At 52.4% G+C, this 24,921-nt stretch carries 29 protein-coding genes; 9 read left to right on the forward strand and 20 right to left on the reverse strand.

Features of this window, described 5'->3' with window-relative positions:
• Window positions 1–591 precede the first annotated feature (591 nt).
• Both C7434_RS21250 and C7434_RS21255 read left to right on the forward strand, forming a co-directional pair.
• Window positions 592–1,296 carry a phosphohydrolase gene (locus C7434_RS21250; RefSeq protein WP_033742101.1) on the forward strand — a complete coding sequence of 235 codons (705 nt, stop codon included), beginning with the start codon at window positions 592–594 and terminating at the stop codon, window positions 1,294–1,296.
• Window positions 1,297–1,369: 73 nt separating this feature from the next.
• A complete protein-coding gene (locus tag C7434_RS21255; protein WP_006119599.1) occupies window positions 1,370–1,621 on the forward strand; it encodes an Arc family DNA-binding protein in 252 nt (83 codons plus the stop codon).
• A 69-nt stretch (window positions 1,622–1,690) separates the two neighbouring features.
• Here C7434_RS21255 and C7434_RS21260 read toward each other — a convergent pair whose 3' ends face one another.
• Together C7434_RS21260 and dcm are read right to left on the reverse strand one after the other, a co-directional pair.
• Entirely contained in the window at window positions 1,691–3,307 is a 1,617-nt protein-coding gene (locus tag C7434_RS21260; RefSeq protein WP_033742097.1) for a methyl-accepting chemotaxis protein, read from the reverse strand.
• A 101-nt stretch (window positions 3,308–3,408) separates the two neighbouring features.
• The gene (gene dcm / locus C7434_RS21265) at window positions 3,409–4,797 is read right to left on the reverse strand and encodes a DNA (cytosine-5-)-methyltransferase (protein WP_033742095.1); all 1,389 of its coding nucleotides are present in this window, start codon (window positions 4,795–4,797) and stop codon (window positions 3,409–3,411) included.
• A 233-nt stretch (window positions 4,798–5,030) separates the two neighbouring features.
• On the opposite strand from dcm, the gene vsr reads away from it, so the two are divergent.
• The 5 genes from vsr (at window position 5,031) to C7434_RS21285 (ending at window position 7,384) form a co-directional block, all read left to right on the forward strand.
• Window positions 5,031–5,510 (forward strand): DNA mismatch endonuclease Vsr, encoded by a 480-nt coding sequence (vsr, locus tag C7434_RS21270; RefSeq protein WP_006119596.1) that lies wholly within the window; start codon window positions 5,031–5,033, stop codon window positions 5,508–5,510.
• A 65-nt stretch (window positions 5,511–5,575) separates the two neighbouring features.
• A complete protein-coding gene (locus tag C7434_RS21275; RefSeq protein ID WP_006119595.1) occupies window positions 5,576–5,851 on the forward strand; it encodes a hypothetical protein in 276 nt (91 codons plus the stop codon).
• Between the two features lie 99 nt (window positions 5,852–5,950).
• Window positions 5,951–6,853, forward strand: coding sequence for a DUF808 domain-containing protein (locus C7434_RS21280; protein WP_033742093.1), 903 nt, complete (start codon window positions 5,951–5,953; stop codon window positions 6,851–6,853).
• Between the two features lie 44 nt (window positions 6,854–6,897).
• Window positions 6,898–7,029 carry a hypothetical protein gene (locus C7434_RS22345; RefSeq protein ID WP_006119592.1) on the forward strand — a complete coding sequence of 44 codons (132 nt, stop codon included), beginning with the start codon at window positions 6,898–6,900 and terminating at the stop codon, window positions 7,027–7,029.
• 172 nt (window positions 7,030–7,201) lie between these two features.
• Entirely contained in the window at window positions 7,202–7,384 is a 183-nt protein-coding gene (locus C7434_RS21285) for a DUF2158 domain-containing protein (protein ID WP_033742091.1), read from the forward strand.
• Window positions 7,385–7,478: 94 nt separating this feature from the next.
• Here the strand turns inward: C7434_RS21285 and C7434_RS21290 are convergent, their stop codons facing one another.
• The 3 genes from C7434_RS21290 to C7434_RS21300 form a co-directional block, all read right to left on the reverse strand.
• On the reverse strand, window positions 7,479–8,699 hold the full coding sequence (locus C7434_RS21290) for a glycosyl transferase (protein ID WP_033742089.1): 1,221 nt from the start codon (window positions 8,697–8,699) through the stop codon (window positions 7,479–7,481).
• A gap of 40 nt (window positions 8,700–8,739) precedes the next feature.
• Complete coding sequence (locus C7434_RS21295; RefSeq protein ID WP_033742087.1) at window positions 8,740–9,525, reverse strand: mannosyl-3-phosphoglycerate phosphatase-related protein; 786 nt, start codon at window positions 9,523–9,525, stop codon at window positions 8,740–8,742.
• A 365-nt stretch (window positions 9,526–9,890) separates the two neighbouring features.
• The gene (locus tag C7434_RS21300; RefSeq protein ID WP_033742085.1) at window positions 9,891–10,121 is read right to left on the reverse strand and encodes a DUF2525 domain-containing protein; all 231 of its coding nucleotides are present in this window, start codon (window positions 10,119–10,121) and stop codon (window positions 9,891–9,893) included.
• 304 nt (window positions 10,122–10,425) lie between these two features.
• On the opposite strand from C7434_RS21300, the gene C7434_RS21305 reads away from it, so the two are divergent.
• Complete coding sequence (locus C7434_RS21305; RefSeq protein WP_006119587.1) at window positions 10,426–10,584, forward strand: YqaE/Pmp3 family membrane protein; 159 nt, start codon at window positions 10,426–10,428, stop codon at window positions 10,582–10,584.
• Between the two features lie 62 nt (window positions 10,585–10,646).
• Window positions 10,647–10,841 carry a protein DsrB gene (gene dsrB, locus C7434_RS21310; RefSeq protein ID WP_006119586.1) on the forward strand — a complete coding sequence of 65 codons (195 nt, stop codon included), beginning with the start codon at window positions 10,647–10,649 and terminating at the stop codon, window positions 10,839–10,841.
• A gap of 106 nt (window positions 10,842–10,947) precedes the next feature.
• Here the strand turns inward: dsrB and C7434_RS21315 are convergent, their stop codons facing one another.
• The 15 genes from C7434_RS21315 to fliF all read right to left on the reverse strand — a co-directional run bounded on the left by C7434_RS21315 (window position 10,948) and on the right by fliF (window position 24,792).
• On the reverse strand, window positions 10,948–12,654 hold the full coding sequence (locus C7434_RS21315) for a methyl-accepting chemotaxis protein (RefSeq protein WP_039338285.1): 1,707 nt from the start codon (window positions 12,652–12,654) through the stop codon (window positions 10,948–10,950).
• 136 nt (window positions 12,655–12,790) lie between these two features.
• The gene (rcsA, locus tag C7434_RS21320) at window positions 12,791–13,426 is read right to left on the reverse strand and encodes a transcriptional regulator RcsA (RefSeq protein ID WP_006119584.1); all 636 of its coding nucleotides are present in this window, start codon (window positions 13,424–13,426) and stop codon (window positions 12,791–12,793) included.
• A 627-nt stretch (window positions 13,427–14,053) separates the two neighbouring features.
• Window positions 14,054–14,839, reverse strand: coding sequence for a flagellar biosynthetic protein FliR (fliR, locus tag C7434_RS21325; RefSeq protein WP_006119583.1), 786 nt, complete (start codon window positions 14,837–14,839; stop codon window positions 14,054–14,056).
• Entirely contained in the window at window positions 14,839–15,108 is a 270-nt protein-coding gene (gene fliQ, locus C7434_RS21330; protein WP_033742083.1) for a flagellar biosynthesis protein FliQ, read from the reverse strand. Before fliQ ends, fliR begins: the two co-directional genes overlap by 1 nt.
• 26 nt (window positions 15,109–15,134) lie before the next feature.
• Complete coding sequence (gene fliP, locus C7434_RS21335; protein ID WP_033742230.1) at window positions 15,135–15,866, reverse strand: flagellar type III secretion system pore protein FliP; 732 nt, start codon at window positions 15,864–15,866, stop codon at window positions 15,135–15,137.
• Entirely contained in the window at window positions 15,866–16,264 is a 399-nt protein-coding gene (gene fliO / locus C7434_RS21340; protein WP_058701678.1) for a flagellar biosynthetic protein FliO, read from the reverse strand. The genes fliP and fliO overlap by 1 nt, the downstream gene beginning before the upstream one ends.
• A gap of 1 nt (window position 16,265) precedes the next feature.
• On the reverse strand, window positions 16,266–16,679 hold the full coding sequence (fliN, locus tag C7434_RS21345; RefSeq protein ID WP_006119577.1) for a flagellar motor switch protein FliN: 414 nt from the start codon (window positions 16,677–16,679) through the stop codon (window positions 16,266–16,268).
• A complete protein-coding gene (gene fliM / locus C7434_RS21350) occupies window positions 16,672–17,679 on the reverse strand; it encodes a flagellar motor switch protein FliM (protein WP_006119575.1) in 1,008 nt (335 codons plus the stop codon). The genes fliN and fliM overlap by 8 nt, the downstream gene beginning before the upstream one ends.
• Window positions 17,680–17,683: 4 nt before the next feature.
• On the reverse strand, window positions 17,684–18,169 hold the full coding sequence (fliL, locus tag C7434_RS21355) for a flagellar basal body-associated protein FliL (RefSeq protein ID WP_033742081.1): 486 nt from the start codon (window positions 18,167–18,169) through the stop codon (window positions 17,684–17,686).
• A 129-nt stretch (window positions 18,170–18,298) separates the two neighbouring features.
• On the reverse strand, window positions 18,299–19,567 hold the full coding sequence (locus tag C7434_RS21360) for a flagellar hook-length control protein FliK (RefSeq protein ID WP_033742080.1): 1,269 nt from the start codon (window positions 19,565–19,567) through the stop codon (window positions 18,299–18,301).
• The gene (fliJ, locus tag C7434_RS21365; protein WP_033742078.1) at window positions 19,564–20,007 is read right to left on the reverse strand and encodes a flagellar export protein FliJ; all 444 of its coding nucleotides are present in this window, start codon (window positions 20,005–20,007) and stop codon (window positions 19,564–19,566) included. Before fliJ ends, C7434_RS21360 begins: the two co-directional genes overlap by 4 nt.
• 28 nt (window positions 20,008–20,035) lie before the next feature.
• Window positions 20,036–21,397, reverse strand: a complete 1,362-nt coding sequence (gene fliI, locus C7434_RS21370; RefSeq protein WP_033742076.1) for a flagellar protein export ATPase FliI — start codon at window positions 21,395–21,397, stop codon at window positions 20,036–20,038.
• Window positions 21,397–22,092, reverse strand: a complete 696-nt coding sequence (fliH, locus tag C7434_RS21375) for a flagellar assembly protein FliH (protein WP_033742075.1) — start codon at window positions 22,090–22,092, stop codon at window positions 21,397–21,399. Before fliH ends, fliI begins: the two co-directional genes overlap by 1 nt.
• A complete protein-coding gene (fliG, locus tag C7434_RS21380; RefSeq protein ID WP_006119564.1) occupies window positions 22,085–23,077 on the reverse strand; it encodes a flagellar motor switch protein FliG in 993 nt (330 codons plus the stop codon). The genes fliH and fliG overlap by 8 nt, the downstream gene beginning before the upstream one ends.
• A complete protein-coding gene (gene fliF, locus C7434_RS21385) occupies window positions 23,074–24,792 on the reverse strand; it encodes a flagellar basal-body MS-ring/collar protein FliF (RefSeq protein WP_033742074.1) in 1,719 nt (572 codons plus the stop codon). The genes fliG and fliF overlap by 4 nt, the downstream gene beginning before the upstream one ends.
• Between the last annotated feature and the right edge of the window lie 129 nt (window positions 24,793–24,921).

The raw sequence follows: 24,921 nt of genomic DNA on the forward strand, positions 1-24,921 counted from the left end.
GTCGATCCCGGTTACTGCTGAAACAAAAAGGGCACCTAAATGGTGGCAATATCATAAAAAATATAAATCATTATTCCTGATAATTGGCCACCGTGTGGTTCGCTCAGTTGTGATGATTTTTAATCCACCGGACAGGTGTGGATAAAAAATCATCAGCACTGCTGTTAACGCGTATTACCGGACATCTGATAGTGAGAATACAGTACGTTATATCGGCAAAAATAGGAACCTTTTCAGATTTATCCATCTATGATTTTCGCCGCTTTTATTGTTTTTTACATTTTTATTATGACATTAATTCCCTCACTCTGAGATAAAATAGCGCTGATTAATCATTATTAATATTAAACTATTCATCCTGCCTAAAACTGAATCAGTCAAGGCTGAAAAAGCAGCAAATGGCTGTTTTCCTGGTAGCAAATTGCCATAAAAATGATCAGCGTCTCATTTTTAAGAGGAATTTAAAGGTCCCGACCGGCTTTTTCCTTAGCGATGTAAAGAAAATGTCATTAGCCATTCGTTATGATGACAAAGCCTATACGCGTAACAGGTCGTCAATTGAGACGAAAATAACCCTTACAGGAAAAGATTATGTCACTTGCACTTTGGCAGGCTCGCTATGAAACCTGGTTTGAAAAAAACTGGATTCATGATGATGGCGCACACGATATTGCGCATTTACGTCGGGTCTGGATGAGCGCGCAGCGCATTATGGCAGGTACATCTGCCGACCCACTGATCGTCCTGACTGCCTGCTACTTTCATGACGTGGTGAACTTACCGAAAAACCATCCTGAACGTCATAAGGCTTCCACTTACGCCGCCAGCGAAACGCAGCGTATCCTGCAGCAGGACTTTACGGATTTTCCTGCCGAATTAATCGCTGGAGTGATGCACGCGGTTCAGGCACACAGTTTTAGCGCGGCCATCACGCCTGAAACCCCTGAAGCGAAAATCGTTCAGGATGCCGATCGGCTGGAATCGCTGGGTGCAATCGGGCTGGCCCGGGTGTTTTACACGGCCGGTACGATGAACCGTCCTCTGTTCAACAGTGAAGACCCGCTGGGGAAAGCGCGTGAACTTAATGATGTGAAATGGACACTGGATCACTTTCAAACCAAGCTGTTACGGTTGCCTGAAACGATGCAAACCGAAGCAGGGCGGAGACTCGCAGAACACAACGCGGACTTCCTGGTGCGCTATATGGCCAAGTTGTGTGCTGAGCTGCAGGGTAATCTGGTTAGTCTGGATGAGGCAGTACTTCGTGATTTTAGTCCCTTACACGCGGAATATTAAATTTTTATGACAGTATAGGAATCGATACAGTCATCCGGTAGCGTGGAAGCAATAACAAAAAAGGAGTGAGGAAATGACCGAAACTGTTAATTTGACGATTAAAATTGATCCTGCATTGAAAGAACACATTAAACAGCTGGCGCTTGAAAACCAGGTATCAATGAGTCAGGAGATCGTGCAACGTCTGCAGGCCAGCCTCGAAGCACCTTCTCAGCCCGCCATCGACAGTCAGAACACGGAAGAAGGCGCGTCGGATGCTTTAAGTTCCAGTGAAATCAAACAACTGCGTACGCTGCTTAAGAAGCAGAGTAAGAAAAAGAAATAATGGTTATCGGTTGTTCTCGCGATGAAAGCCGCCTTTGATAAAGGCGGCTTTTTTATTCAGAGCGCGTATTCAGACGGCAATGCGAAATTGTTGCACGCTTTCGGCCAGGCGTGAGGCCTGATGTTGTAAGGTATCGGCGGTACGCACCTGCCGCGCCGTAAGCCCCTCGTTAGTATGCAGTTCCTTGTCCAGCGCCACCACTTCGGCGGCAATGCCAGACACGCGGCGACTTTGTGCTGTGGCGTTTTCCTCCAGTTCTTTTAACTGGGTGACCACGGCGCTGACCGACTGGCTGATTTGGTAAAACAAGGCTTCCAGTGACTTCACCTTGTTGAATCCCTCAGAAATATGCAGCTGTGTATTGTTCACCAGCCCGTTAATCTGCTGAGCCGACTCGCCGCTTTTATTCGACAGGGTACCCATCTCTTTTGCCACGACGCTAAAGCTGCGTCCATAAACCCCTGCATGCGCTGATTCAATCGCCGCATTCAACGCCAGCAGACGCGTTTGCAGTGAAAGACCGTCCAGCAGCTCGACAATGCCGGCGATTTCCCCTGAGGAATCGACGATGTGGCGCATCTGCACCTCCATTTCATCGACCTGACTGGCGCACTGCTGCATCAGTTCATCCGCGACATGTGCCTGCTGTGCGGCCTGTTGCGAAAACAGCGTACTGTTTTCAACCTCTTCCGAGACACGATGCAGGCGCTGCGAAATATGACTAAAGCTGCTGTTTTGCACCTTATAGTGCTCGCTTACCTGGTCATTGGTATGCTGCATTTCCCGCGCACCCTCCGCCACGCTGGCGGCTATGGTATTAATTTCTGCCACAATGGTGCGCAGCCCTTGCCGCATATCCGCCACCGCGTTAAACAATCCGGCGGTTTCTAACGATTGCAGACGAGGCGGTTGCGGGCAACTGACTAAGTCGCCAGTGGCAATAGCCTGCAGCTGGCGGCTGGCCAGTCTTAAAGGAATAATCACGCCGCGCAGCAGCAAAACCCCACCCGTCAGCAACAGCGTAAACAGCAGCCCTGTGACCAGCAGCGACAGGTTACGGCTGGTGGTCAGCGTCTCCAGTGTCAGGTTGTTGACGGCAGAAAGCTGTTTGTTGGCCTGGGTGATTTCGTTAAACCAGGCGCTGTTAAACTGCTGTTGATAAGCCTGCATCGGCACCATAAAGAACGCATCGATATTATTGGCTTCCAGGCCTTTAAGCTGCTCTTCAAGGCCCTGGGTTAACATCATGAAACCCTGCTCAAGCTCCCCCTTGGGAACGGCATGGTACTGAGCAAACAGCTGTTCTGCATGCACGAGTGAGGATTTTGCGGTTTCCGCCAGGCTCTTCCAACTGTCCACCGATCCACTTTTCTGATCTTCCATCAGATAAATGCCTGCCCGGTGGCTGTTATCGCTGGCCGTCAGCAGCTCTATGCGAGCGTGATCGAGCAGCGCCAGCCGGTCGCGCATGGCACTCGCCTGCGTCAGGTTCACTTTGGTATGGCTGACCTGCGCGGTCAGCAGAACAATCCCGATGGATTGCAGCAAACAAAACAGCACAACGAACAGCATAAAATTGCCGCGCAGGCTGGTAAGCCAGGTGGGCACCGGGGGCAGTTTGACGCGATAGCGACGCTTCAGACTGCGCAGGGATAACAACGTGAGAGGTGACATCATTCTACCCATCAAGTGAAAAAGCAGCAGTATTCTGGGCTTGTATGACGAGGTTGTGACAATATCGCCTGGCAGCGGGAAAAGAGGAGAAAGGTTGCGCCTAAGCGCAACTTTTAGCGTGTTTTATGCTGTAAATCGTGAATGTAGGGCAGGAGAAGCTGCGCCACGGCGGCAAAAACGGGGACGACAACGGAATTACCAAACTGTTTATACGCTTGCGTGTCGGAGACCGGAATGCGAAAAGGCTCACTGCCGGCATCATCGAAGCCCATGATGCGTGCGCATTCACGGGGCGTAAGACGACGGGGACGATGCGCCATATTGGTGGCATCAAGGAAATCACGCTCGCCTTTATCCGCGTCCCAGCCGCGATCGATCAAAATCTCAGAGCCATCTTTATAGTAGCGGGCAGACAGGGTGCGCACGCAGCACTGCAGATTGCGCGGATCGTTCAGACCAAAGCCAAAGCCATTCCCCAGCGCTTTATGCTTTTTGGCATACTGATACAGATAACGCCACAGCACCGGCGACAGGATGTACTTATCATCAGGTGCGGCTTCCAGCAAACTTTGCAGGCTGGGCACCTGGGCAGGGAAAAAGCGTTTGATGTCGCGCAGGGTAAAATTCTCGCAGCCGGCAATGTCCCGTCGAATGCCCACCAGCACAATACGCTCGCGGTGTTGAGGCAAGAAATGGCGGGCATCAATCACTTTCGGATCCGGTGCACTGGCATCGGCATCCGCGACGGCATAGCCCAGCTCATCCAGCGTATCCATGATGATGGTAAAGGTCCGGCCTTTGTCATGGCTTTTAAGGTTCTTCACGTTCTCCAGCACGAAGAAGGGCGGTTTTTTGGCGGCAAGAATGCGTGCTACATCAAAAAACAGCGTACCCTGCGCCTGGCATTCGAACCCATGCGCCCGACCCAATGCATTCTTCTTACTGACGCCAGCCAGCGAAAAGGGCTGACAAGGAAAGCCTGCCAGCAGCACCTGATGATCGGGGATGGCTGCATCAATGGAGGAGTAGATCGCTGCTTCATCGTATAGCCCGGCAGGCTGCGTGACCTGGCGGATATCGGTATTGAAGTGGTGCTCAAGCGGATCGCTGTAATGGTTGGCCCGGTACGTGCGAATCGCCTCTTTATTCCACTCACTGGTAAAGACACATTTTCCACCAATGCGCTCAAATCCGCGACGAATCCCCCCGATGCCGGCAAACAGGTCAACAAAACGAAACGCAGGTGCATCATAATGCGCAGGACGAGACGGCAATAAGCGTTCGAACAGATCCCGCTCCGCAGTGCTCAGTGCGGGCAGCGTGCTTTTACCCTGACGAATACGGTTGATGAGCGTCGGTGACCAGTGCGCAAAGCCGGCCTGATGCAGTCGGGCAACGATATCCCTGACGGAATAGATCGACAGGACCTGGTGTAACAGATTCAGTTCATCGGAATGCAGAGCTGCAGAAAGAAGAGGTTCAGCGGTTGCGACGGCGTGCATGCAAATATCCTTAACAGTGAAGCGCCTATGCTATCACTCCTTGCCCGATGAGGAAATCCGCCTGACGCGGCGGCGGTATGCTGCAAAACACGCGAGTGGGAAAGTCAGGACAGGTAGCACCGGACGTCTGATTACCGTCCGGAAGCGGCAAAAAAATGGCCGCTTTTGTCCAGGTGGCTTTCGCTTTTCAGGACGGCGACTAAAGTTGAATGAGTAGCCTTTAAGGAGATGCTATGGCCGACGTTCACTCCAGCGAAACGCGCAGCAAAAACATGCGCGCCATTCGCCAGCAGGACACTGCGATTGAGCAACGCATCGCACTGTTGCTTAAAGATCGCGGATTCACTTACCGGGTTCAGGACAAAAACCTGCCAGGGCGGCCTGATTTTGTCCTGACCGCTCATCAGGCCATTATCTTTGTGCACGGCTGCTTCTGGCATCGTCATCACTGCTATTTGTTTAAGATACCCGCCACGCGCACCGAGTTCTGGACAGGCAAGATTAACAGCAACGTCGAACGAGACCATCGCTATGTACGGCAGTTACGTGAGAGCGGCTGGAAGGTTCTCATCATCTGGGAATGTGCACTGCGTGGCAAACTCCGTCTCGACGACGACGCGTTGCTTGAACGACTGGAAGAGTGGTTACTGGTGATGAATGACAGTGCTGAAATCGATCATCAGGGCATTCATCATTATCGTGAGCAGGAATGATTGGGCCTTGCTCATCAGTAACATAACATGTTAGATAGACGCTTTTCCGTGACCGGGAGACCGAGATGAGCAGCATAAAACTGACGGTTAAACGTCTCTACCAGATTCGTGATGAGCGCATGGTGAATACCAAAGCCACCGCCAGAATTTATGTGGGCGAAACGCTGGTGGCCACGGAAGAAATTACCGGCATGACGGAAAGCCCGGTCAGTAAATACCTGCATAGCGAAGGACTGGCTGGGCAAGCGGTGCGCGTCGAATGGGATTGTGAGGGCATCGCAGAGATGACGGTAACGGAAATCGAACGATGCCCATGTTGTCAACATAACGAACCGGAATAGTCACAACGCACGCGTCGTATGCCGTTGGGCTTCGTCGAGGATGAGGCCTCCACTGTTTGCGATGTAAGTCGTTGTCGATGACCGAATAAGGGACATATTTTGGCAGGAACCAGTTTATTAACGTTGCTGGATGATATCGCCACGCTGCTGGATGATATCTCTGTAATGGGCAAAGTCGCGGCAAAGAAGACGGCGGGCGTTCTGGGTGACGATCTGTCACTGAATGCGCAACAGGTCAGTGGCGTAAAAGCCAATCGCGAACTGCCGGTCGTGTGGGGCGTGGCCAAAGGCTCGTTTCTGAACAAGCTGATTTTGGTGCCGCTGGCGCTGATTATCTCGGCATTTGCGCCGTGGTTAATCACGCCGCTGTTGATGATTGGCGGCGCTTACCTTTGTTATGAAGGTGTCGAGAAAGTGCTGCACAGCCTGCAATACGACAAGCAGCAAAATTCACCAGAGGCCCGTCAGCAGCGTCTGGATAACCTGGCAAAGCAGGACCCGCGTGAATTTGAAAAGAAAAAGGTTAAAGGGGCTGTGCGCACCGATTTCATTTTGTCCGCCGAAATCGTCGCGATTACGCTGGGCATCGTTTCGGAAGCACCGCTGCTGAATCAGGTTCTGATCCTGGCGGGCATTGCCATTCTGGTCACGATTGGCGTTTACGGTATTGTGGCGGGCATCGTGAAAATCGATGATCTGGGATTCTGGTTAAAGCAAAAATCGTCACGGGTGGCCCAGTCAGTTGGTGCCGTGCTGCTGGCCGCGGCACCCTGGCTGATGAAAATATTAACCGTGGTGGGCACGCTGGCCATGTTCCTGGTGGGAGGGGGCATCATTGTTCACGGGATAACGCCTTTGCACCACTTTATTGAAAATGCTATCGCTCCGTTTAGCGGTCTGGTATCAGGGCTGCTGAGTAACGGCGCTAACCTGGTGATTGGTTTTATCATTGGGTCGATCGTGCTTTTAGTGGTTAACCTTATTGCCAAACTGCGTGGGTAATCGGTATAACAGCGCCTTCTTTTACGCGTTCTGGGGAGAAAACAATGAGCGACGATATGTTTGAATTCGATATAGATGCTCAGTTAGAGCAGGCCGAAGCCAAGGCAGAAAAAAAGGCGGCCGAAGTGCCTGACGACCTGAGTGACGAAGCGGATTGCGAAGGCTGCAAAATCTGATTCATCCTCCCTCTGAAGCGGATAGCCTCTTATCCGCTTTATTCCTTTCCAGGATAACCTTCTACTTTATTCTGAATTTGCCCTTTTTCTGCGCGCCTTAACAGCAGCAACTTTTTTACCATGCTATAAATAAATATTAAGAATTAATGTCAATGGATAAAGAGGGCGCAACATGGTTTTTGCAATCAGTGATGAAGTGCAGCATAAGGACGGCGGGCAAACGATGGTGGTGACCGGTCATGCCAGTGGCATGGTAGAGTGTCGCTGGTATGATGGTTATGCGGTCAGAAGCGAGGCGTTTCGGACAGACGAGCTCAGCCACACCCGTGAGTCACAACCGCAGTTAACGTCCTGATTGCAAATGACCGGGCCGGTGTTGTACACCTGGCCCGTCTGTCTTCCTTCCAGGCATCACGTCACGTAATAGCCTGTCTTCCACCTATGGCACGCTAGACGTTACCGTCATTATCCTCTTCTACCGCCTTGTAAATTCGTTGCAGAATATCCGGGAAGGCAGACTGAACCCGACTCCAGCTTGGGATAAACGGCTTGTCATTTGGGCGTTCTATAAAGGACTGACCCGCATCCAGGATAGCCTGGGTAAACATCTCGACCGCAGCCTCTTCCACGTGCTGATCGAATTTCAGTCCGTTCATGGCGGCCTCATGATTGTAGATTTCCATCATATCTAACGCGTTGCGATAGTAGGTGGCTTTCAGCACGCGGAAGGAGTCGCTGGTGAGCGGCACGCCCATGGTGGCAAGTTTACGTAAAAGCGACTGAACAATATCGTTGCTCATGCGCTTCAGGCCGCCTGTTCCGTCATCCTCTGCCAGCGGCTGATGCTTGTGGTCATAATTATCCGCAATCTCAACCTGGCACGACTGGCGTGTGGTGTAATTGCGATAGATCTCGGAGAGCACGCCAATCTCCAGGCCCCAGTCACCCGGAATTTTAATCCCGTTAAGGACATGAGTACGCATGGCGAACTCGCCGGAAAGCGGGTAACGGAAACTGGAGAGGTAATCAAGGTACTCCGAGTGACCATACACTTTTTGCAGGGAACGCAGCAGCGGCCCGACTAATAAACGGCCCACGCGACCATTGAGTTTGCCGTCGGCGACACGCGCATAAAATCCTTTACAAAACTCATACTGAAACGCGGGATTCGCCAGCGGATAAAGCAGACGTGCCAGCATACCGCGCTCATAGGTAACAATATCGCAATCGTGTAGCGCGACACAGCTGGTGCGGTCGGAGGCCAGCGTATAGCCGGTGCAGAACCAGACGTTACGCCCTTTGCCCGGATTCGTCGGCGACAAACCTTCTTTGTCCAGTTCCGCGTCGATCGCCTTCAGGCGGGGACCATCATTCCATAAGATCCGATGGCGCTGCGGCAGGCGAGAAAAGAACTCGCGGGCATGGAGGAACTGATCGCGATCGGCCCGGTCAAGGCCGATGACAATTTCATTCAGATACGGCACTTTCGCCAGTTCATCGACGATTTTGCTCAGTGCCGGTCCTTCCAGCTCAGAAAACAGGGAGGGCAGAATTAACCCCATTTTGCGTTTACGCGCAAAACGCACCATCTCTTTTTCCAGCGATTCGACGCTGCGGTGCGTGAGATTATGAAAGTTAGTAATTACGCCATTCTGAAAGAAATCACTCATTGCATCATCCTTATGGGGTTGCCCGAGGAACCACAGCCGTTCATGGCTGCATTAAAAAATGGTCCAGACCTTCGCGCCAGCCTTCAGGGCCGTGATGCGTTGTATGATAAACCTGCCCATCATTACGCGTTAACGTGACAGGGTTTTTGCTGAAGCCTTTAATCACGATGGCATAATCGACCGCATCGAGCATAGGTGCATCGTTAGGGCCATCACCCAGTCCAATCGTGATCAAATCCTGATGGCTGTAATGCGACAGTAATTTATGCAGGGCATGGCCTTTTCCGCTTCGGGCCGGCATCACGTGCCAGAAGCGGCCGCCCTGGGTAAGCGTCAAATGGTAGTCAGCCAGCGCATGGCGAAAACGGTCTAACGCCTCGTCGGTATCGCGCCAGACGATAACTTCGGAGGCATCGCGCTGGCGGGCGAGCGCGGCCTCGGCTTCCGGTAAACCTGTCATTGCCGACACGTCGCTGTCGCTAAAATCCTGAAAGCCGCTAAAGCGGAACTGCTGTTTCATCGCGCTAAGAATCCGACAGATGGCGACGTAGTTCAGCTTATCGTCAGGGATACGAACGGGTTTGTCCTCGTGGAAGTAGAGAACCGCGCCGTTTTCGGCGATAAACGGCGTACCGCTAATCCCGATTTTTCGTTGCAGCGGCAGAATTTCCGCCGCCGTCTTGCTGGAGCAAATCACCACAGGAACCTGATGCTGGCTGAAGGTCTCCAGCCATGCTGTGGCGGCATCCCAGTTGTAGTCGTGGTGGTCAAGCAGCGATCCATCGAGGTCGGTCACGATCATCAGCGATTCATTCAGGTTGGGCATCCAGGTCTCCTCCACACGGCTCACGTTAGCCACGGCATCTGTTTAGTGTAGTTGAGTCCTGAAAAGGCCCGAGGTTCCGTACTCATGCAGACAGAACCAGGAGGATTCTTAAAACCCGATATGACAAAAAGCGGGAGCGGTCAGAATGTGCACGACGCATGGCGCGCACGCTGCGGCTTGCGTAGGCAGGAGGAGGGCTGGAGCAGAATAAGATGAGCGAAACGTGCATCGCAGAAGCTTGTTTTCATTACCGGAACAGCTACTCTGAGAAAGCAGTATGTCTTTCCTGGTGTAACGATTTGAATACTTGCCTGGCCTGTGCCGGGTATTTTTTTGCCTGCTATTCCGCCCGGCGAGCGATCCCGCTAGCGATTGATCTCACTGTAGCGGCAATCGTGAATGTCCATCTCACACTGCTCCGCAGGTTCACGGCACGGGGCTGTCGGCCCGCCAGCATTTTTTTCAGCCTGCGCAACCTGAGGCGAAAAATAGTCCTGTACCTGTCCTGCCGTGTCACGCTGGATGGCATGAAGAAGCGCATCCATTTCACTGTCCCGATCACTTTGGTTTTCATCTGAAGCGAGAAAATGCGTCATAGTCTGCCTCCAAAGAGCAACGTGAATACTGAGTATAGAACGGCGGGCTGACAGCAGGGAAGGGTAAAAAAAAGCCCGCGCTGCGCGGGCAAAATAATCCTTGTTACTTTGGGTGTGTTGTTTTCCTGGGGTAGGAAAGCAACGCAATGAAGTGTAACGATTCTCGTGTTAAACGTCCGGCTGTGAAGTGTCAGGAAAACGAAAAAAACCCTGACTCAGATTTACCTGACTTTTCCTGTAACCCTTCAGAAAACGGCTATATTGGTAAGCAAAACGGTTTTTCTCAGTACCTAAAGGAATGGTTATGGACTTACTTCGAATTCTTATCGCTATTTTACTTCCACCACTGGGCGTTTTCCTGCAGGTCGGTTTTGGCGGCGCGTTCTGGCTGAACATTTTACTGACCTTGTGCGGCTACATTCCCGGCATAGTCCATGCCGTGTGGGTGATTGCCCGCCGTTAATGCCTGCATTCGTCCTACGCTTCCATTACACTGTTATCAGGAACGTTTCTGGAGAGTAACAGATGAAGGTAGACGATCGCGTAAGCGTTAAAACCGACGGTGGACCCCGGCGAATCGGTACGATCCTGGCGGTAGAACCTTTTAACGAAGGGACGATGTTTTTGGTGGCGCTGGACGATTACCCGCAGGGGATCTGGTTTTTTAACGAGAATAATCACCGGGACGGCGTTTTTGTAGAACCCTGGGTTCCCGCCTGATTATCGGTCAGTCTGATGAAAACGCCCGCGATGTCTGAGGATGTCGCGGGCGTTTACTTTTATCTGTCCTGTCACAAATGTCACAGGACAGGGGCGTGCGCTTTGGTCAGAACGTTTCCCAGTTTTCATGACCGGAGGTAGTGGCTACCGGACGTAGCACGGGTGAGCTCGCTTTCGGTGCCACGTCTTTAACATCGGGAGTTTTCGCGACCGGTGTGTCGACTAAGCGAAATGCGGAAACCGCTTTCGTCAGTTTACCCGCCTGATCTTCCAGTGATGCCGCCGCCGCTGAGGCTTCTTCAACCAGCGAGGCGTTCTGCTGGGTCACGTTATCCATTTCCGTTACCGCCTGGCTCACCTGCTGAATACCGCGGCTTTGTTCATCCGAGGCGGCAGCAATCTCAGACATGATATCGGTCACGCGACGCACCGCTTCGACAATTTCACCCATCGTACTGCCGGCCTCGCCAACCTGATGCGAGCCACTGCTGACTAACTTTACAGACTCGGCAATCAGGGATTCAATTTCCTTCGCGGCCTGGGCGCTGCGTTGTGCCAGACTACGGACTTCACTCGCAACAACCGCAAAGCCACGTCCTTGCTCCCCTGCGCGCGCCGCTTCGACGGCGGCGTTCAGCGCCAGAATATTGGTCTGGAAAGCGATGCTGTTAATCACATTGGTGATCTCAGCAATTTTCTTCGAGCTGCCAGAAATATCGTTCATGGTTTTTACTACACCACTGACCATGTCGCCACCGTTGCGTGCTTTATCTGATGCATCGGCTGCCAGTTGGCTGGCATGGTGCGCGTTATCGGCGTTCTGTTTCACCGTCGCCGTTAACTGCTCCATGCTGGCTGCGGTCTGCTCAAGGGCGGCGGCTTGCTGCTCCGTCCGCGAGGAGAGGTCGGTGTTACCGGCTGAAATTTCACTGGAGCCTTGATAAATGGCGATAGCGCCTTCACGCACCGTACCGACCGTTTTGACTAACGATTCCTGCATGCGCTGCAGATTATCCAGCAGTAAGCCGATTTCGTTACGACCGTGCGGTACTGAAGGGGCGGTTAAGTCACCCTGAGCGATACGCTCGATATGGGCAACCGATTTGCGTAAAGGCGTGATCACGACCCGACGGAGAAAAACAAAGGTCAGCAGCACCAGCACCAGCGCAGCCACAAACGCACCACCCATGGAAATAAAACCAATACGTGACTGTTCGGCAGCCTTGGCGTTAATGAAATCAGAACGGATATCCCGAAGTTTGATCGCCTTGACCAGCACAGCGTTATAAGCGTTATCCAGTTTACGCGTGGTGTCGGTTTCCTGGGCAATGATGCTTTCGAAACTGCCCTGTTTACCGGCATCAATCATCGGCTTCAGGCCTTTTTGAACATACTCTTTGAAGCGAGTAGTGAGCTCTTCGTCCAGCCTGACGTCTTCGGGGGTTTTATTCTTGCGGTTCAGGTAGACGTTGAGGCCATTTTCAGCCTGCTTAATACGCTCATCCGTTGCGGCAAGGTTGGCATTGAAATCATCCATCTCACCAATACGCGCGGCCGCACCGGCCTGGATGATATTCAGTCGGGCAGAGCGGAGGTTTGAGGAGCTGTCGATCAGACCGTTGCGAACCTGAATTTCCTCAGTCGCATCTTTCAACGACTGATTACTCAGGATGAGGAAGTAGCTGGAAATGCCTATACAGAGTGCGAACAAAAATAATATCCCGCCGAAAATCAAACTAAACAGCGGGACCAGTCTGAGATTTTGCCAAAAACTGACGTTGTGATGTCCTTCATTAATCAGCGTTGTGTTCATTTCCTTGCTCTCTTAAGGGGGCCTGATGAAAAAAACATCGGCAGGAGCAGGAAAAGGTTTATGCTGAAAATTGAGATCTTGATCGCTAATCACTAAAAAAAACCGGCCTTTTGGGCCAGTTCTGTGAGGCGGCAAACTATCTTACGTTGACGTAAATACCAGAGGTCACGTTATCGGTTAAGCGCACGACATGGTAAATAACCTGCTTGTTGTGCGTTTTAATTTTCCGCTTAATGTTTCCTTTATGGGAAGAGACCGTCTTCGCTTTAATTTGCATTTTGTCGGATATCTGAATGGTATCATGACCCGACATCCACATTTTCAGCATATTTGACTCAGTCTGGCTCAACGTCAGAGGGTGAACGTCCAGCCCTGAGGAAATACGCGGAGACATGTTAAGTTTCTTTTGCAAATACGTGCTAAGGAGAGAATCCAGCGTTGAAGGTTTAATGGCTTTCGACGTAATAATTAAATTTTTTCGGACATACAGATATTCTTCAAAATGAATATTGCTGATGGCCATAAAAATAAAAAACAGTGTTTCGGGATGCTGATTAATAATGCTGCGAATGCGCTCGCTTGAGTCGGTTTCGTGAATGAAACAGTCTTCATTAATAAACACAACACCTGGTTTCAACTGCTCACATCTTTGCTGTAATTGCTCAATATCGGAGACAGAAGTAATATTTTTCTTCTTCACTCCTTTAGAAGACATATAGTCCGATAATCCCAGGCGTGTGTAGTTGCAGGAATCCATAATAATCGTTGGCATGTTAGCGACCCTCACCAATTTGTTATCCGTTTAAATCAACGATGAATTACGCGTTGCGGTACGAGAAGATTTCCAAAGCGCTTTTTTTTATTCTGCTGATGCAGCGTGGCAACGGGCAAACGCCCGTAAAAGTCTTCTTCCTTGACCCGTTCTGCAAAATTTTTTCTTACTCTGGCCCCACACCTGGCGTCGAATCCACATCGGGTATTGATGTAAAGTCGTACCGGAGCGAAACACCGTTTTTGGGAGCAATGTCACTATCGCTGAAAACCCAGAGTTTTCTGATAGGACAAGTCTTAAAAACATTTGTTTCACGAAAGTGTAAGGCTGAAGAGTGAGTTGACAATGCCGGAAAAAACATTTTCTGACAAGAAAAATCACACAATATTTTTTCTTGTTTAATTTCAATGCATTGCCGATTTTATCACCAAAACAACCCTGTCGATGACTCTGTGTACCGCCCGACTAAAATACGCGATGCGCGGTTTAATAAGAATTATTTTAAGACTTATCGCACATTTATCAGAATATCCTTAGTTGATTTCTGGAAAATATGGTTTGAAAAATGCCCGGATAGTTGTGAATTTCTTAAGTATGAAAAAGGAAAAATAGTTAGATACTTAATGTTCAGGAGGGGGACAGTTCGGTGAGGAACTGGGCCAGAAGATCAAATATTTCGCCGAACAGGTGCTCACAGAACGGGGCGAGAAGGGGCATCAGCAGGCTGATCGTCAAAATGCCGACTGATAAGGTAATCGGGAAGCCGATCGCGAAGATTGATAACTGTGGTGAAAGACGGTTTAACAAACCCAGGACCATGTTTAGCGTGAGTAGCAGAACGATCAAGGGTAACGCTAACATCATGCCATTAAGGAAAATCATGCCGCCTGATTTTGCCAGCGCCATAAAAGCATTAGCTTCAAGTGGTGTTCCACCTACAGGAAGTGTATGAAAACTGTCCGCCAACAGTGAGATAAGCCACAAATGACCGTTGAAGGATAAAAACAGTAACATAGCCAGCATGTCGAGAAAACGCGCAAGGACCGGCATATTAAGCCGACTGGCGGGATCAAAAAACGTCGCAAATGACAGACCCATCTGCAAACCAATCAGTTCACCGGCCGCCCGGACAGCTGCAAAGGCAAACTGCATCGTAAAACCAATGGCGATACCAATCAGCATTTGCTGAATCAGCAGCATGAAACCGGCCGGCGAAAACAGGGTGACGTTCACCGGCGGTAACAGCGGGACCAGCAACCAGGTGATCATGGCCGCCAGGCCGATTTTCACCCGTTTGCTGATGGCGCGCTCACTCAATACCGGCGCTGTCGCAATCAGCGCCAGAATGCGCACCATCGGCCAGAAAAACTGGCTTATCCAGTGAACAAGCTGGCTGCTGTCGAGCGTAATCATCAGCCGATGATATAGGGCAGGTTAGAAAAAACGGTGCGGATATAATCCAGCAAGACGTTTAACATCCAGGGACCGGCAACGACGCCCGTGGCCGCCACCGCAATAATCTTAGGAATGAAAGACAGCGTTTGTTCATTAATCTGGGTCGCTGCCTGTAGCAAGCTCACCAGTAAACCGCTGACCAGGGCGGCCAGCAGCATCGGAGCGGCCAGCAGCAACGCGACGCGCATCGCCTCCTGGCCCATTACCATTACCGATTCAGGTGTCATGAATATCTCCTGTGCCACTCACAAGATCAGGAATAGAAACTTTGTGCCAGCGATCCAACCAGCAACTGCCAGCCATCCACCAGAACAAATAACATTAATTTAAAGGGCAGGGCGATGGTTGCCGGCGGCACCATCATCATACCCAGCGCCATTAATACGCTGGCCACGACAAGGTCAATAATTAAAAAAGGAATAAAGACGGTAAATCCAATCTGGAAGGCGGTCTTTAATTCACTGGTCACATAAGCAGGTAATAAAATACGCATCGGCACGGCTTCCGGCCCGACAATGGGAGGTGTATTTGCCAGACGGGCAAATAGCGCTAAGTCAGCTTCACGCGTTTGACGCAGCATAAATTCACGCAGGGGTTGTGCGCCTTTATCAATGGCCACATCCATACTGATTTTATCCTGACTGAAAGGCAGATAGGCATCCTGATAAATTTTATCAAAGGTAGGTGCCATAATAAAAAAAGTTAAAAAGAGCGTCAGGCCAAGTAATACCTGATTGGGCGGCGCAGAGGGCGTGCCCAGCGCATTACGCAGCAGACCAAAAACAATAATGATGCGGGTGAAGCTGGTCATCATTAACAGAATGGCCGGCAGAAACGTCAATGAGGTAATAAATACCAGCGTTTGTACCGGAAGTGACCAGCTCTGGCCACCATTGGCTAATGGCTGGCTTACCAGGCCTGGTAACTGGGCGTGAGCAACCGGTGCCAGCAACAGCAGCGGCAGAAGAGGGAGCAGTCGACGCATCATGGGTTTTTTCCGGGACGTTTAACCAGATTCTGTAATAACTGACGAAAATCCTGCGGTGCTGCCTTTTCCGCGGTGTCTACATCGGGTGAACCCGGTGGCAACGTATGCAGGTGGGTAATTTGCTGTGCCGTTACGCCCAGTACCAGACGGGCATCTGGCGTATCAACGATGACGACGCGCTCGCGCTGACCGACCTGGACACTGGCCGTGAGCGTCAGCTCACGGCTGCCGACTTTTTTCGGCGCAAAGCCCATACGACGGGCCAGCCAGGCGCATGCCAGAATCAACAGGATAATAACAACCAGAACACCACTTACCTGAGTCAGTACAGAGCCCACTGAGATGGCGGGCGTCTGCGGTGTAGCCGGTTGGACAGTATGATTCTGGTTATTCATATTAACGGCTCAGACGGCGCATACGTTCTGAAGGCGTAATGATGTCGGTGATACGCACACCATATTTGTCGTTAACGACCACGACTTCACCCTGCGCAATCAGGTAACCGTTAATCAGGATATCCAGCGGCTCGCCTGCGAGACCATCCAGTGAGACCACAGAACCCTGTGTCAGACGCAGCAGTTCTTTGATGGTCATCTTGGTGCGGCCCAGTTCCACAGTCAGTTTTACCGGGATATCCATAATCAGGTCAATATCCTGCAATGAGCCTGAAGTGTTGCTGCTTTCAAACGATTTGAAAACGTCATCACTCTGTGAGGTGCTGGCACCAGAGCCCACCTGCTCATTCATTGCTTCAGCCCACAGATCGTCCGCAGAGATGGTGTCATCGGACGGTTTCTTGCTGTCAGTCATGGGGCTGTTCCTCGTTAAGCGAATTCAAAATCGGGTTAATCAAATGTTCTACACGCAGCGCATACTGACCGTTAAGTGTACCGTACTGGCTGGTTAAAACAGGCACACCGTCCACGTGGGCAATAATGCGCTCGGGTTTTTCAATCGGCAGGACATCGCCGGGTTTCAGCTGCAACACGCGTGACAGACGCAACGACGTTTCAGCAAAATGGGCAATCAGTTCCAGTTCAGAATGCTGAACCTGCTTCACCAGATTGTCCCGCCAGTGTGTATCTTCTGACCGCGAGTTTTCCAGCGGCGGATTCACCAGCATTTCACGCAAAGGTTCAATCATCGAAAACGGAATACAGATGTTGAACTCACCGACAAGGTTGCCAATCTCGACCTGGAACGGCGTGTTGACGACGATATCGTTAGGCGATGTGGTGATGTTGGTGAACTTCACCTGCATTTCCGAACGGACGTACTCGACATCCAGAGGATAAATCGCTTTCCACGCATCGCTGTAGCCATCAAGCGCCAGTTTCAGCATACGACGAATGACGCGTTGCTCGGTATGCGTGAACTCACGTCCTTCTACTTTAGTCGGAAAACGCCCATCTCCGCCAAAAAGGTTATCAACGGCAATAAACACAAGGCTCGGTGAAAACACGACCAGAGCCGTGCCGCGCAGCGGTTTCAGGTGGATCAGGTTCAGGTTCGTTGGCACCGGCAGGTTGCGGGCAAACTCATGGTATGGCTGAATCTTGATCGCGCCCACGCTGATATCCGGGCTACGGCGCAGCAGGTTAAACAGCGCCATACGGAAATGACGGGCAAAACGCTCGTTAATAATTTCCAGCGCCTGTAAACGCTCGCGCACCACGCGGCGCTGGGTATTGGGATCATAAGGGCGAATATCGCCCTCTGGCCCGTTTTGTTTCTTTTCTTCTTCCGCGCTGCCACTGTCGCCGTTTAATAGCGCGTCAATTTCAGCCTGGGAGAGAATGCTGTCGCCCATTGATTCACCTCAAAATGAAGGCGGTAAACAGTACGTCGTCTACGACCTGCGGAGGTTGACCTTTCACCAGCGGTGGTGCCAGCGCCTGTTTGATTTGCTCAACAAGCGCTTGCTTTCCTTGCTCTGTCGCCAGCGCAGCAGCGCTCTGGCGAGAAAGCAGCAGTAACAGACGACTGCGAACCTCAGGCAGATAGTCACTCATCCGACGACGCGTTTCTTCATCCGGCAGACGCAGAGTAAACCCTACGTACAGTACACGGTCTGGATCGTTGTCGGGATTGACCAGGTTAACCGTAAATGTATCAAGTGCAAAAAAGACCGGGGCGGGAGGCGGTTCAACTTTCGCGGCCTCCGGCTTATCGCCCTCATGTTTATTCATTATTCGCCAGACTGCATAGCCTGCCACGCTGCAAGCGGCCAGCGTTACGATCAGCAACACTGGAATCAGGATTTTACGTTTGCGACCTTTAGCTTTCGCGTTATCAGACATTTTAGCAGTTACTTCCTGTGAATTATGGGCGAGCCTCTCGGCTCACCTGAACAGATTATCGCGTGTCTTAAGTCAAACAATGGCAAGAAAAGACACGGGTTTTACGCTTACCTTCAGCGTTTGTCGCTGTCAGGCAAAGGTGTCGACGGCGCCCTTACCGTTTAACCGGGCCTGAAGAGCCTGCGGTACGGCAATCGGCGTGATGTCGTTATCACTGTCCTGGGTCAGAGAGAAGCTGCCGTGCTGTCCGTCGCGACGCGCCTCTTGCTGATGCTGGAAGCTTTGCCCTTGCGCGAAACTGTCACTGCTGACCTGACTCTCACCCAGGTTAATACCATTTTCAGCCAGCGCAGTGCGCAGCTGAGGAAGCGCGGCTTCCAGTGCAGCCCTGACATGGCTGTGACCTGAAACCATATTTAACTGTGCCTGATCGTTATTCAGTTTCAGGCTGATCTGGATCGCACCGAGATCTTCTGGATGCAGGCGTAACTCCGCATTCTGCTGGCCGTTACGACTGAACATCACAATTTGTTGACTCAGGGCCTGCTGCCATTCATTGCTACCCAGGTGGGCATTCAGCATCGGCGTAGACGGCGTGTTCATCGACGCAGAGGCCGTGAAGGGTTGCATAACGCTGCTGGCGCTGGTTATCGGCGCGGCAATCATCGTCTGATTATCGCTGGCTGCAGCGTTTATCGGACGCTCATCCTGCTTGTTGACGCTGCTCAGTATCTGCTGAAAACTGGCGTCTGTCGTCAACTGTGCCGGTGTCGATGCGGTTTGCGTCGTGGCTGCGGGCGTTACTCCACGGCTGGCCTGGTCAACGTTACTGGCCAGGCGACCGCCATCCTGCACCTTGCTGTTTTTCGCGTCTTTGTCATCACCGCTCAGTGCCGTGGTCACCGCCTGCGTCAGTGCCGATAAGGCCGAACGCGGTCCGGCATCGCGTTGCATATCCACGTCACGCGTCGTCGTGCTGTCTTTCACGGCCTGTTGCAAGCCGGTTGCCGGTAACATGGCAAACAGCGCCTGAATATTTTGCATATCGCTGCTGTTCAGCGCGGCCTCTTTCGCGTCACCCTTATCATCGGCTGATTTTGTACCGGCTTTAATATTTTCCGGTTTAAACAGCGCACTAAGTGCAGTCGGGTTTTCCAGCGAAGAGATCAATGCATTCAACGACGTGGCAACCTTGCTGTCGTCATCAGCGACGCTATTTTTTTCTGCTGCAACCGTGGTTTTACTGTGCAGTTTCGCCAGGGAAAGCAACTGATTTCCCAGCGTAGTGATAAAGTCCTTCGGTAGCGCCTCGCCACCGCTCAGCAGATCGGTAGTCCCCGATGTTTCAGCGGTGCCGGTTGTTTTCGTTGTCAACGCAATGTTTGGCAGCGTAATCATTCGCCTTTCCTCAGTGCAGCCCGTTGGGCAAATTCATCCATCCGTTTCTGGTCGAGACGGTTTTCTTGTCGTAATGCATTTTCTTCTGCCCGGGTAATCAGCGTCTGATAGGCATTGAGGCGTTGTTGTTTTTCACGCCAGTTAACCAGTGCCTGTTCAAGTCGTTGATTCCATTGCTGCAACTGACTGCGGTGTTGCTCAATGGCTTTTTCCAGCGTCTGAATGAACTGGTGATAGTTCGTCCAGCGGTTGCTGGCAATACCGCTGGACATGTCGCTGTTCAGCTTGTTGCGGTATTCATCCTGATAGTCAAGCAACATACTGAGCTGCTCGTTTGCAGCCTGCTGGCCACGCCGCATATCGCCTAACAGCACGGCGGCGCGTTCAAGATCCTGTTCCGCCAGGTCACGCAAAGTGTCAATGGCATTGACTGTTTTCATTACGATGTCCTCATATCAAACGCGCGAATTAACCGAACAATGCATGTAAATGCAGGCAGGCATCGTCGTACTCACTGCGCTCAAAAATGCCTTGTTGCAGGAAGGCTTCCATCTGCGGATAAAGCTGAATGGCTTTGTCCAGCATCGGATCGCTACCGGCGGCATAGGCACCGACGCTGACCAGATCCCGGTTGCGCTGGAAACTCGAGAGCAACTGTTTGAACTGGCGCACGCGTGCATAATGGTTTTCATCAATCAGTGACGTCATGGCACGACTGATTGAGGCTTCAATATCAATCGCCGGATAATGGCCGGCTTCGGCCAGACGACGTGACAGCACAATGTGGCCGTCAAGGATGGCACGCGCAGAGTCAGCAATCGGGTCCTGCTGATCGTCGCCTTCGGTCAGCACGGTATAAAACGCCGTGATCGAGCCGCCGCCATCGATGCCGTTACCCGCGCGTTCAACCAGGGCGGGCAGTTTGGCAAATACGGAAGGTGGATAACCTTTGGTGGCCGGCGGCTCACCAATCGCCAGCGCGATTTCACGTTGCGCCATGGCATAACGTGTCAGCGAATCCATGATTAATAAAACATGTTTACCGCGATCGCGGAAATCCTCCGCAATGCGCGTGGCGTAAGCGGCACCCTGCAGGCGCAGTAGCGGTGAGACATCTGCCGGCGCGGCGATGACGACCGAACGGGCGCGGCCTTCAGCACCTAAGATGTTTTCAATAAAGTCTTTAACTTCACGGCCACGTTCACCGATTAAGCCCACCACGATCACATCGGCCTGGGTATAGCGCGCCATCATGCCGAGCAGCACACTTTTACCCACGCCTGATCCGGCGAACAAGCCCATACGTTGTCCCCGGCCAACGGTGAGCAGGGCGTTAATCGCCCGAACGCCGGTGTCCAGCACATCGGTAATAGGGGTGCGCTGTAAAGGGTTAAACGGCGGTGTGTTCAATGGAGCACGGTAGCCCGTTTCCGGGGAAGGCAAGCCATCCAGTGGGCGACCGCTGCCATCAAGCACCCGGCCTAGCAGCTGTGGCCCCAGCAGCAGCTGTTTACCTGAATGAGGGTTATCGCCGGTGGTACGGGCATAAACGCGCGCGCCGGGCAGAATGCCGTCCACTTCTTCCAGCGGCATCATCAACAGTTTCTGACCGTTGAAGCCCACGACTTCGCTTTCAATTTCGCTAATCGTTTTACCGTCATTACGTTCAATCACACAGGTCGAACCGAGCGGCAACTGCAGGCCGGTAGCTTCGAGAACCAGGCCGGTGGCACGCGTCAGCCGTCCATAGCGACGAACAGGTTGCACCTGCGCAATACGACTTTCGAAGGCATCAAGCGAGCCCAGCCAGCGGTTCAGACGAGTGGTCATTAAAACTCTCCAGGTGCGGCAAGACGGCACAGTTCCTGCCAGCGGGTTGCCACGCTCGCGTCAAGATCGCCGTCTTCGGCACTGAGCTTGCAGCCGCCGGGGTGCAGCGTATTGTCAGCCAGTAAACGCCAGCCGTGCAGATCAAGCGTTGGCCCCAGTGTTTGTTCAATCCTCAGCAGGTCATCAGGATGCACCCGAAGCTGCGGCTTACCGCTAAACATGGGCTCCTGCTGCAGTAAGCCCTGAATCTGGCGCAGCAACGCACTGCCATCCACCGTGGTGGCCTGACCAATCACCGAACGCGCGGCTTCCAGAGCCAGCTGCATCAGGCGGGCAGCAATGACGCTGTCCAGCGATTCCAGCGTATTTTGAAATTCCGTCACCAGCTGCTGCATTCGCGCCTGTAAGGGAGCCTGCTGTTGCTGCGCATCAGCAAGGCCTTGCTGAAAGCCCGCGTCATAGCCGGCTTTCTGACCTTCATTAAACCCCTGCTGATGGCCTTCGCTGTAGCCTTGACCGTGGGCTTCTTTACGCAACTGCTGCTGCATCTGCTCAAACTGCTGTTGCTGTTCGTCTTCTTCTGATTCGAAGAATTCGATTTCGGGTTCAGCCTGAATCGTCGCGGGCTCTTCAGGACGCCCCAGTTCTACAGGCTGCCACAGTTGCCAGGGGCGGGCGGAAAATGCATCAGACATAGGTTTCCTCGCCGCCACCGATTACCATCTCGCCGGATTCTGCCAGACGACGCACCACCAGCAGGATCGCTTTCTGTTCGTTCTCTACTGCAGACATACGTACCGGACCACGGTTGGCCAGATCGTCGCGCAGGATATCGGCCGCACGGGCTGACATGTTTTTGAGGAACTTCTCGCGCAGCGGCTGCTCGGCACCTTTCAGGGCGATCAGCAACTGCTCGGATTCCACTTCCTGCAACAGACGCTGGATACTGCGGTCGTCCACTTCCACCAGGTTTTCGAACAGGAACATCTCGTCGATAATTTTCTGTGCCAGTTCGCCATCGAAGTCGCGTACCGCTTCGATAACCGCTTCTTCCTGCTGCGTTTTCATCAGGTTGATAATTTCGGCCGCCGTTCTCACGCCGCCCATCTTCGCACGCTTGAGGTTGGTACCGTCGAGCAGGCTGTTCAGGACTTCGGTCAGTTCTGCCAGCGCTGCCGGCTGCACACCACCGAAGGTAGCAATACGCAGCATGACGTCATGACGCAGGCGCTCATCAAACAAGGCCAGAATATCGGCAGCCTGACCCCGTTTCAGGTGGACCAGGATAGTCGCGATGATCTGTGGATGCTCGTCGCGAATCAGATCGGCTGCGGCCTGCGGTTCCATGAAGTTGAGCGTTTCCATACCACTGGTGGTATCGCGGGTTTCAAGGATATCTTCCAGCAGGCTTGACGCACGCTCTTCACCCAACGCCCGGGTCAGCACGGAGCGCAGGTAATCGTTCGAGTTGAGGCTCAGTGCCGCGAACTGCTCGGCATCGCCTTCAAACTCACGCAGCACTTCGGTCAGTTGCTTATGCGAGACCTGACGCATGCTGGCCATCGCGGCACTCAGATGCTGAACCTCACGCTGGTTCAGGTGCTTAAAGACTTCCGCCGCGCGTTCTTCACCAATGGTCATCATCAGAATGGCGCTTTTTTCAGTACCGGTCAGACTCATAGTTCGTTACTCATCCATTCGCGAATCACCAGCGCAACAACGCGCGGATCGTTTTCAGACATGTCGCGGATACGCTGGCTCATGACTTCAGCGCTCATGCGGTTATTAGATTTACGTTCCTGCTCAAGTTCATCTTTGCTGAGCTGGACGCTGTATGCTTCCTGATCGTTCTGCTGAGCAGCACGGGCAGCCTGAGCTTCTGCAGCGGCCTGCTCTGCGGCTTTCTTACGCAGAACATGCGGACGCACCATTTTGCGATACAGGATGAACGCCACCAGCGCAACCAACAGCCATTTACCTGCATTAATCAGCTGATCAAAGAACGACTGCTGTTGCCAGAAGGGCAGTTCAGTTGATACAGGCTCGGTGGTATTAAACTGCGAGTTCACCACGTTGACAGTGTCGCCACGTGTCTGTGAATAGCCCATGGCTTCGCGCGTCAGGTCTTCAATCTGCTTCAGCTGCTGCTCATTCAGCGCAATCGCTTTGCCTTTATCGTCTTCGCGATAGTTCACCACCACGGCAACAGACAGGCGCTGCACGTCACCCACATTCATCTTGGTATGACGAATGGTACGATCCAGCTCATAGTTCACCGTATCATCACGGCGCGAGTTGGTCGGTACACTGCTGGTAGAGGCTGTGCTGGTCCGTTGACCATTGGCCGCATTGTTCTGACCATTGGCATTCTGGCCATTGGCCGCATTGTTATTGGCCGTATTGATCGGGGCCGTATTGGCTGGCGCAGGCTGGTTAGACAGTGCGCCCGGTACGCCGCCCGGATAAGGGCTGCCCGTCTGCTCGCTGGTGCTGGTCTGCTGAGAGCGAATAGACGCGTTTTTCGGATCGCCGTTTGGCTGGTACTTCTCATCCGTCTGTTCACTGGTATCGAAGTTAATCTGTGCCGTTACCTGTGCATGGACATTGCCCTGGCCCAGAATCGGGTTAAGGATCGCTTCGATACGTTGCTGGTAACGCGCTTCGACTTCGGCGGCATATTTCAGCTGTGCATCGTTCAGATCACGGCCTACTGCGTCAGAACGGGTTAACAGATGACCGCTCTGATCGACCACGGTCACGTTCCCCGGCGGTAAACCGGCCACGCTGCTGGAAACCATGTGCGTGATGGCCTGAATCTGACCTTCATCCAGCGCACGGCCTGGCTGCAGAGTTAACGTCACAGACGCGGATGGCGCTTTTTGCTCACGTACGAACAGGGTTGGTTTAGGCATCGCCAGATGGACGCGCGCCGTTTTCACCGGCCCCAGAGATTCGATAGTACGTGCCAGCTCGCCTTCCAGTGCGCGCTGGTAGTTCACCTGCTCGCTGAACTGGCTGATACCGAACTTTTCTTTATCCAGCAGTTCAAAACCGACGTTGCCACCTTTAGGCAGGCCCTGTTCAGCCAGACGCAGGCGCAGCTCATGCACCTTATCTTCCGGCACCATTAATGCACCGCCGTTATCCGCGAAACGATAAGGGACATTCATTTGCGTCAACTGCGTGACAATGGCACCCCCGTCCTCATTGGACAGGTTGCTGAACAATACGCTGTAGTTCGGTGTTTTGGCCCAGAGCACCAACGCAAAAACCACAGCGATAGCGGCTGCGGCTGCGACGATTAACGGAATACGTGGATTGGCACGCAGGCGAGCGAGAAGGTCACCAAAGCCTTTCGTTTCTTCATTTTGTGTGGCGGCTGCACTCGCATTCATGACCGATTCCTGCCTGACGTAATTGACCGGGTTAGTTGTGATGGCAAAACAGACTCCCTGACCTGCTTAAATAAAATTTCTACTTCAATGCCTGGCATTATTTGATGAAACGCAAAATTCGATGGGTGA

The organism is Pantoea sp. PNA 14-12, from assembly GCF_004364735.1.
GTDB classification, from domain to species: domain Bacteria; phylum Pseudomonadota; class Gammaproteobacteria; order Enterobacterales; family Enterobacteriaceae; genus Pantoea; species Pantoea stewartii.

Coding starts and splice junctions, on each gene's coding strand:
- fliO (WP_058701678.1), bottom strand. CDS start 16,264: ATGAATAACCAGAATCATACTGTCCAACCGGCTACACCGCAGACGCCC.
- C7434_RS21290 (WP_033742089.1), bottom strand. CDS start 8,699: ATGAGTGATTTCTTTCAGAATGGCGTAATTACTAACTTTCATAATCTC.
- fliN (WP_006119577.1), bottom strand. CDS start 16,679: ATGACTGACAGCAAGAAACCGTCCGATGACACCATCTCTGCGGACGAT.
- fliJ (WP_033742078.1), bottom strand. CDS start 20,007: ATGAAAACAGTCAATGCCATTGACACTTTGCGTGACCTGGCGGAACAG.
- C7434_RS21295 (WP_033742087.1), bottom strand. CDS start 9,525: ATGCCCAACCTGAATGAATCGCTGATGATCGTGACCGACCTCGATGGA.
- C7434_RS21360 (WP_033742080.1), bottom strand. CDS start 19,567: ATGATTACGCTGCCAAACATTGCGTTGACAACGAAAACAACCGGCACC.
- C7434_RS21315 (WP_039338285.1), bottom strand. CDS start 12,654: ATGAACACAACGCTGATTAATGAAGGACATCACAACGTCAGTTTTTGG.
- C7434_RS21275 (WP_006119595.1), top strand. CDS start 5,576: ATGAGCAGCATAAAACTGACGGTTAAACGTCTCTACCAGATTCGTGAT.
- dsrB (WP_006119586.1), top strand. CDS start 10,647: ATGAAGGTAGACGATCGCGTAAGCGTTAAAACCGACGGTGGACCCCGG.
- C7434_RS21255 (WP_006119599.1), top strand. CDS start 1,370: ATGACCGAAACTGTTAATTTGACGATTAAAATTGATCCTGCATTGAAA.
- fliG (WP_006119564.1), bottom strand. CDS start 23,077: ATGAGTCTGACCGGTACTGAAAAAAGCGCCATTCTGATGATGACCATT.
- fliQ (WP_033742083.1), bottom strand. CDS start 15,108: ATGACACCTGAATCGGTAATGGTAATGGGCCAGGAGGCGATGCGCGTC.
- fliP (WP_033742230.1), bottom strand. CDS start 15,866: ATGCGTCGACTGCTCCCTCTTCTGCCGCTGCTGTTGCTGGCACCGGTT.
- C7434_RS21250 (WP_033742101.1), top strand. CDS start 592: ATGTCACTTGCACTTTGGCAGGCTCGCTATGAAACCTGGTTTGAAAAA.
- vsr (WP_006119596.1), top strand. CDS start 5,031: ATGGCCGACGTTCACTCCAGCGAAACGCGCAGCAAAAACATGCGCGCC.
- fliI (WP_033742076.1), bottom strand. CDS start 21,397: ATGACCACTCGTCTGAACCGCTGGCTGGGCTCGCTTGATGCCTTCGAA.
- C7434_RS21285 (WP_033742091.1), top strand. CDS start 7,202: ATGGTTTTTGCAATCAGTGATGAAGTGCAGCATAAGGACGGCGGGCAA.
- fliR (WP_006119583.1), bottom strand. CDS start 14,839: ATGATTACGCTCGACAGCAGCCAGCTTGTTCACTGGATAAGCCAGTTT.
- fliL (WP_033742081.1), bottom strand. CDS start 18,169: ATGTCTGATAACGCGAAAGCTAAAGGTCGCAAACGTAAAATCCTGATT.
- fliH (WP_033742075.1), bottom strand. CDS start 22,092: ATGTCTGATGCATTTTCCGCCCGCCCCTGGCAACTGTGGCAGCCTGTA.
- fliF (WP_033742074.1), bottom strand. CDS start 24,792: ATGAATGCGAGTGCAGCCGCCACACAAAATGAAGAAACGAAAGGCTTT.
- fliM (WP_006119575.1), bottom strand. CDS start 17,679: ATGGGCGACAGCATTCTCTCCCAGGCTGAAATTGACGCGCTATTAAAC.
- C7434_RS21260 (WP_033742097.1), bottom strand. CDS start 3,307: ATGGGTAGAATGATGTCACCTCTCACGTTGTTATCCCTGCGCAGTCTG.
- rcsA (WP_006119584.1), bottom strand. CDS start 13,426: ATGCCAACGATTATTATGGATTCCTGCAACTACACACGCCTGGGATTA.
- C7434_RS21300 (WP_033742085.1), bottom strand. CDS start 10,121: ATGACGCATTTTCTCGCTTCAGATGAAAACCAAAGTGATCGGGACAGT.
- C7434_RS21305 (WP_006119587.1), top strand. CDS start 10,426: ATGGACTTACTTCGAATTCTTATCGCTATTTTACTTCCACCACTGGGC.
- dcm (WP_033742095.1), bottom strand. CDS start 4,797: ATGCACGCCGTCGCAACCGCTGAACCTCTTCTTTCTGCAGCTCTGCAT.
- C7434_RS22345 (WP_006119592.1), top strand. CDS start 6,898: ATGAGCGACGATATGTTTGAATTCGATATAGATGCTCAGTTAGAGCAG.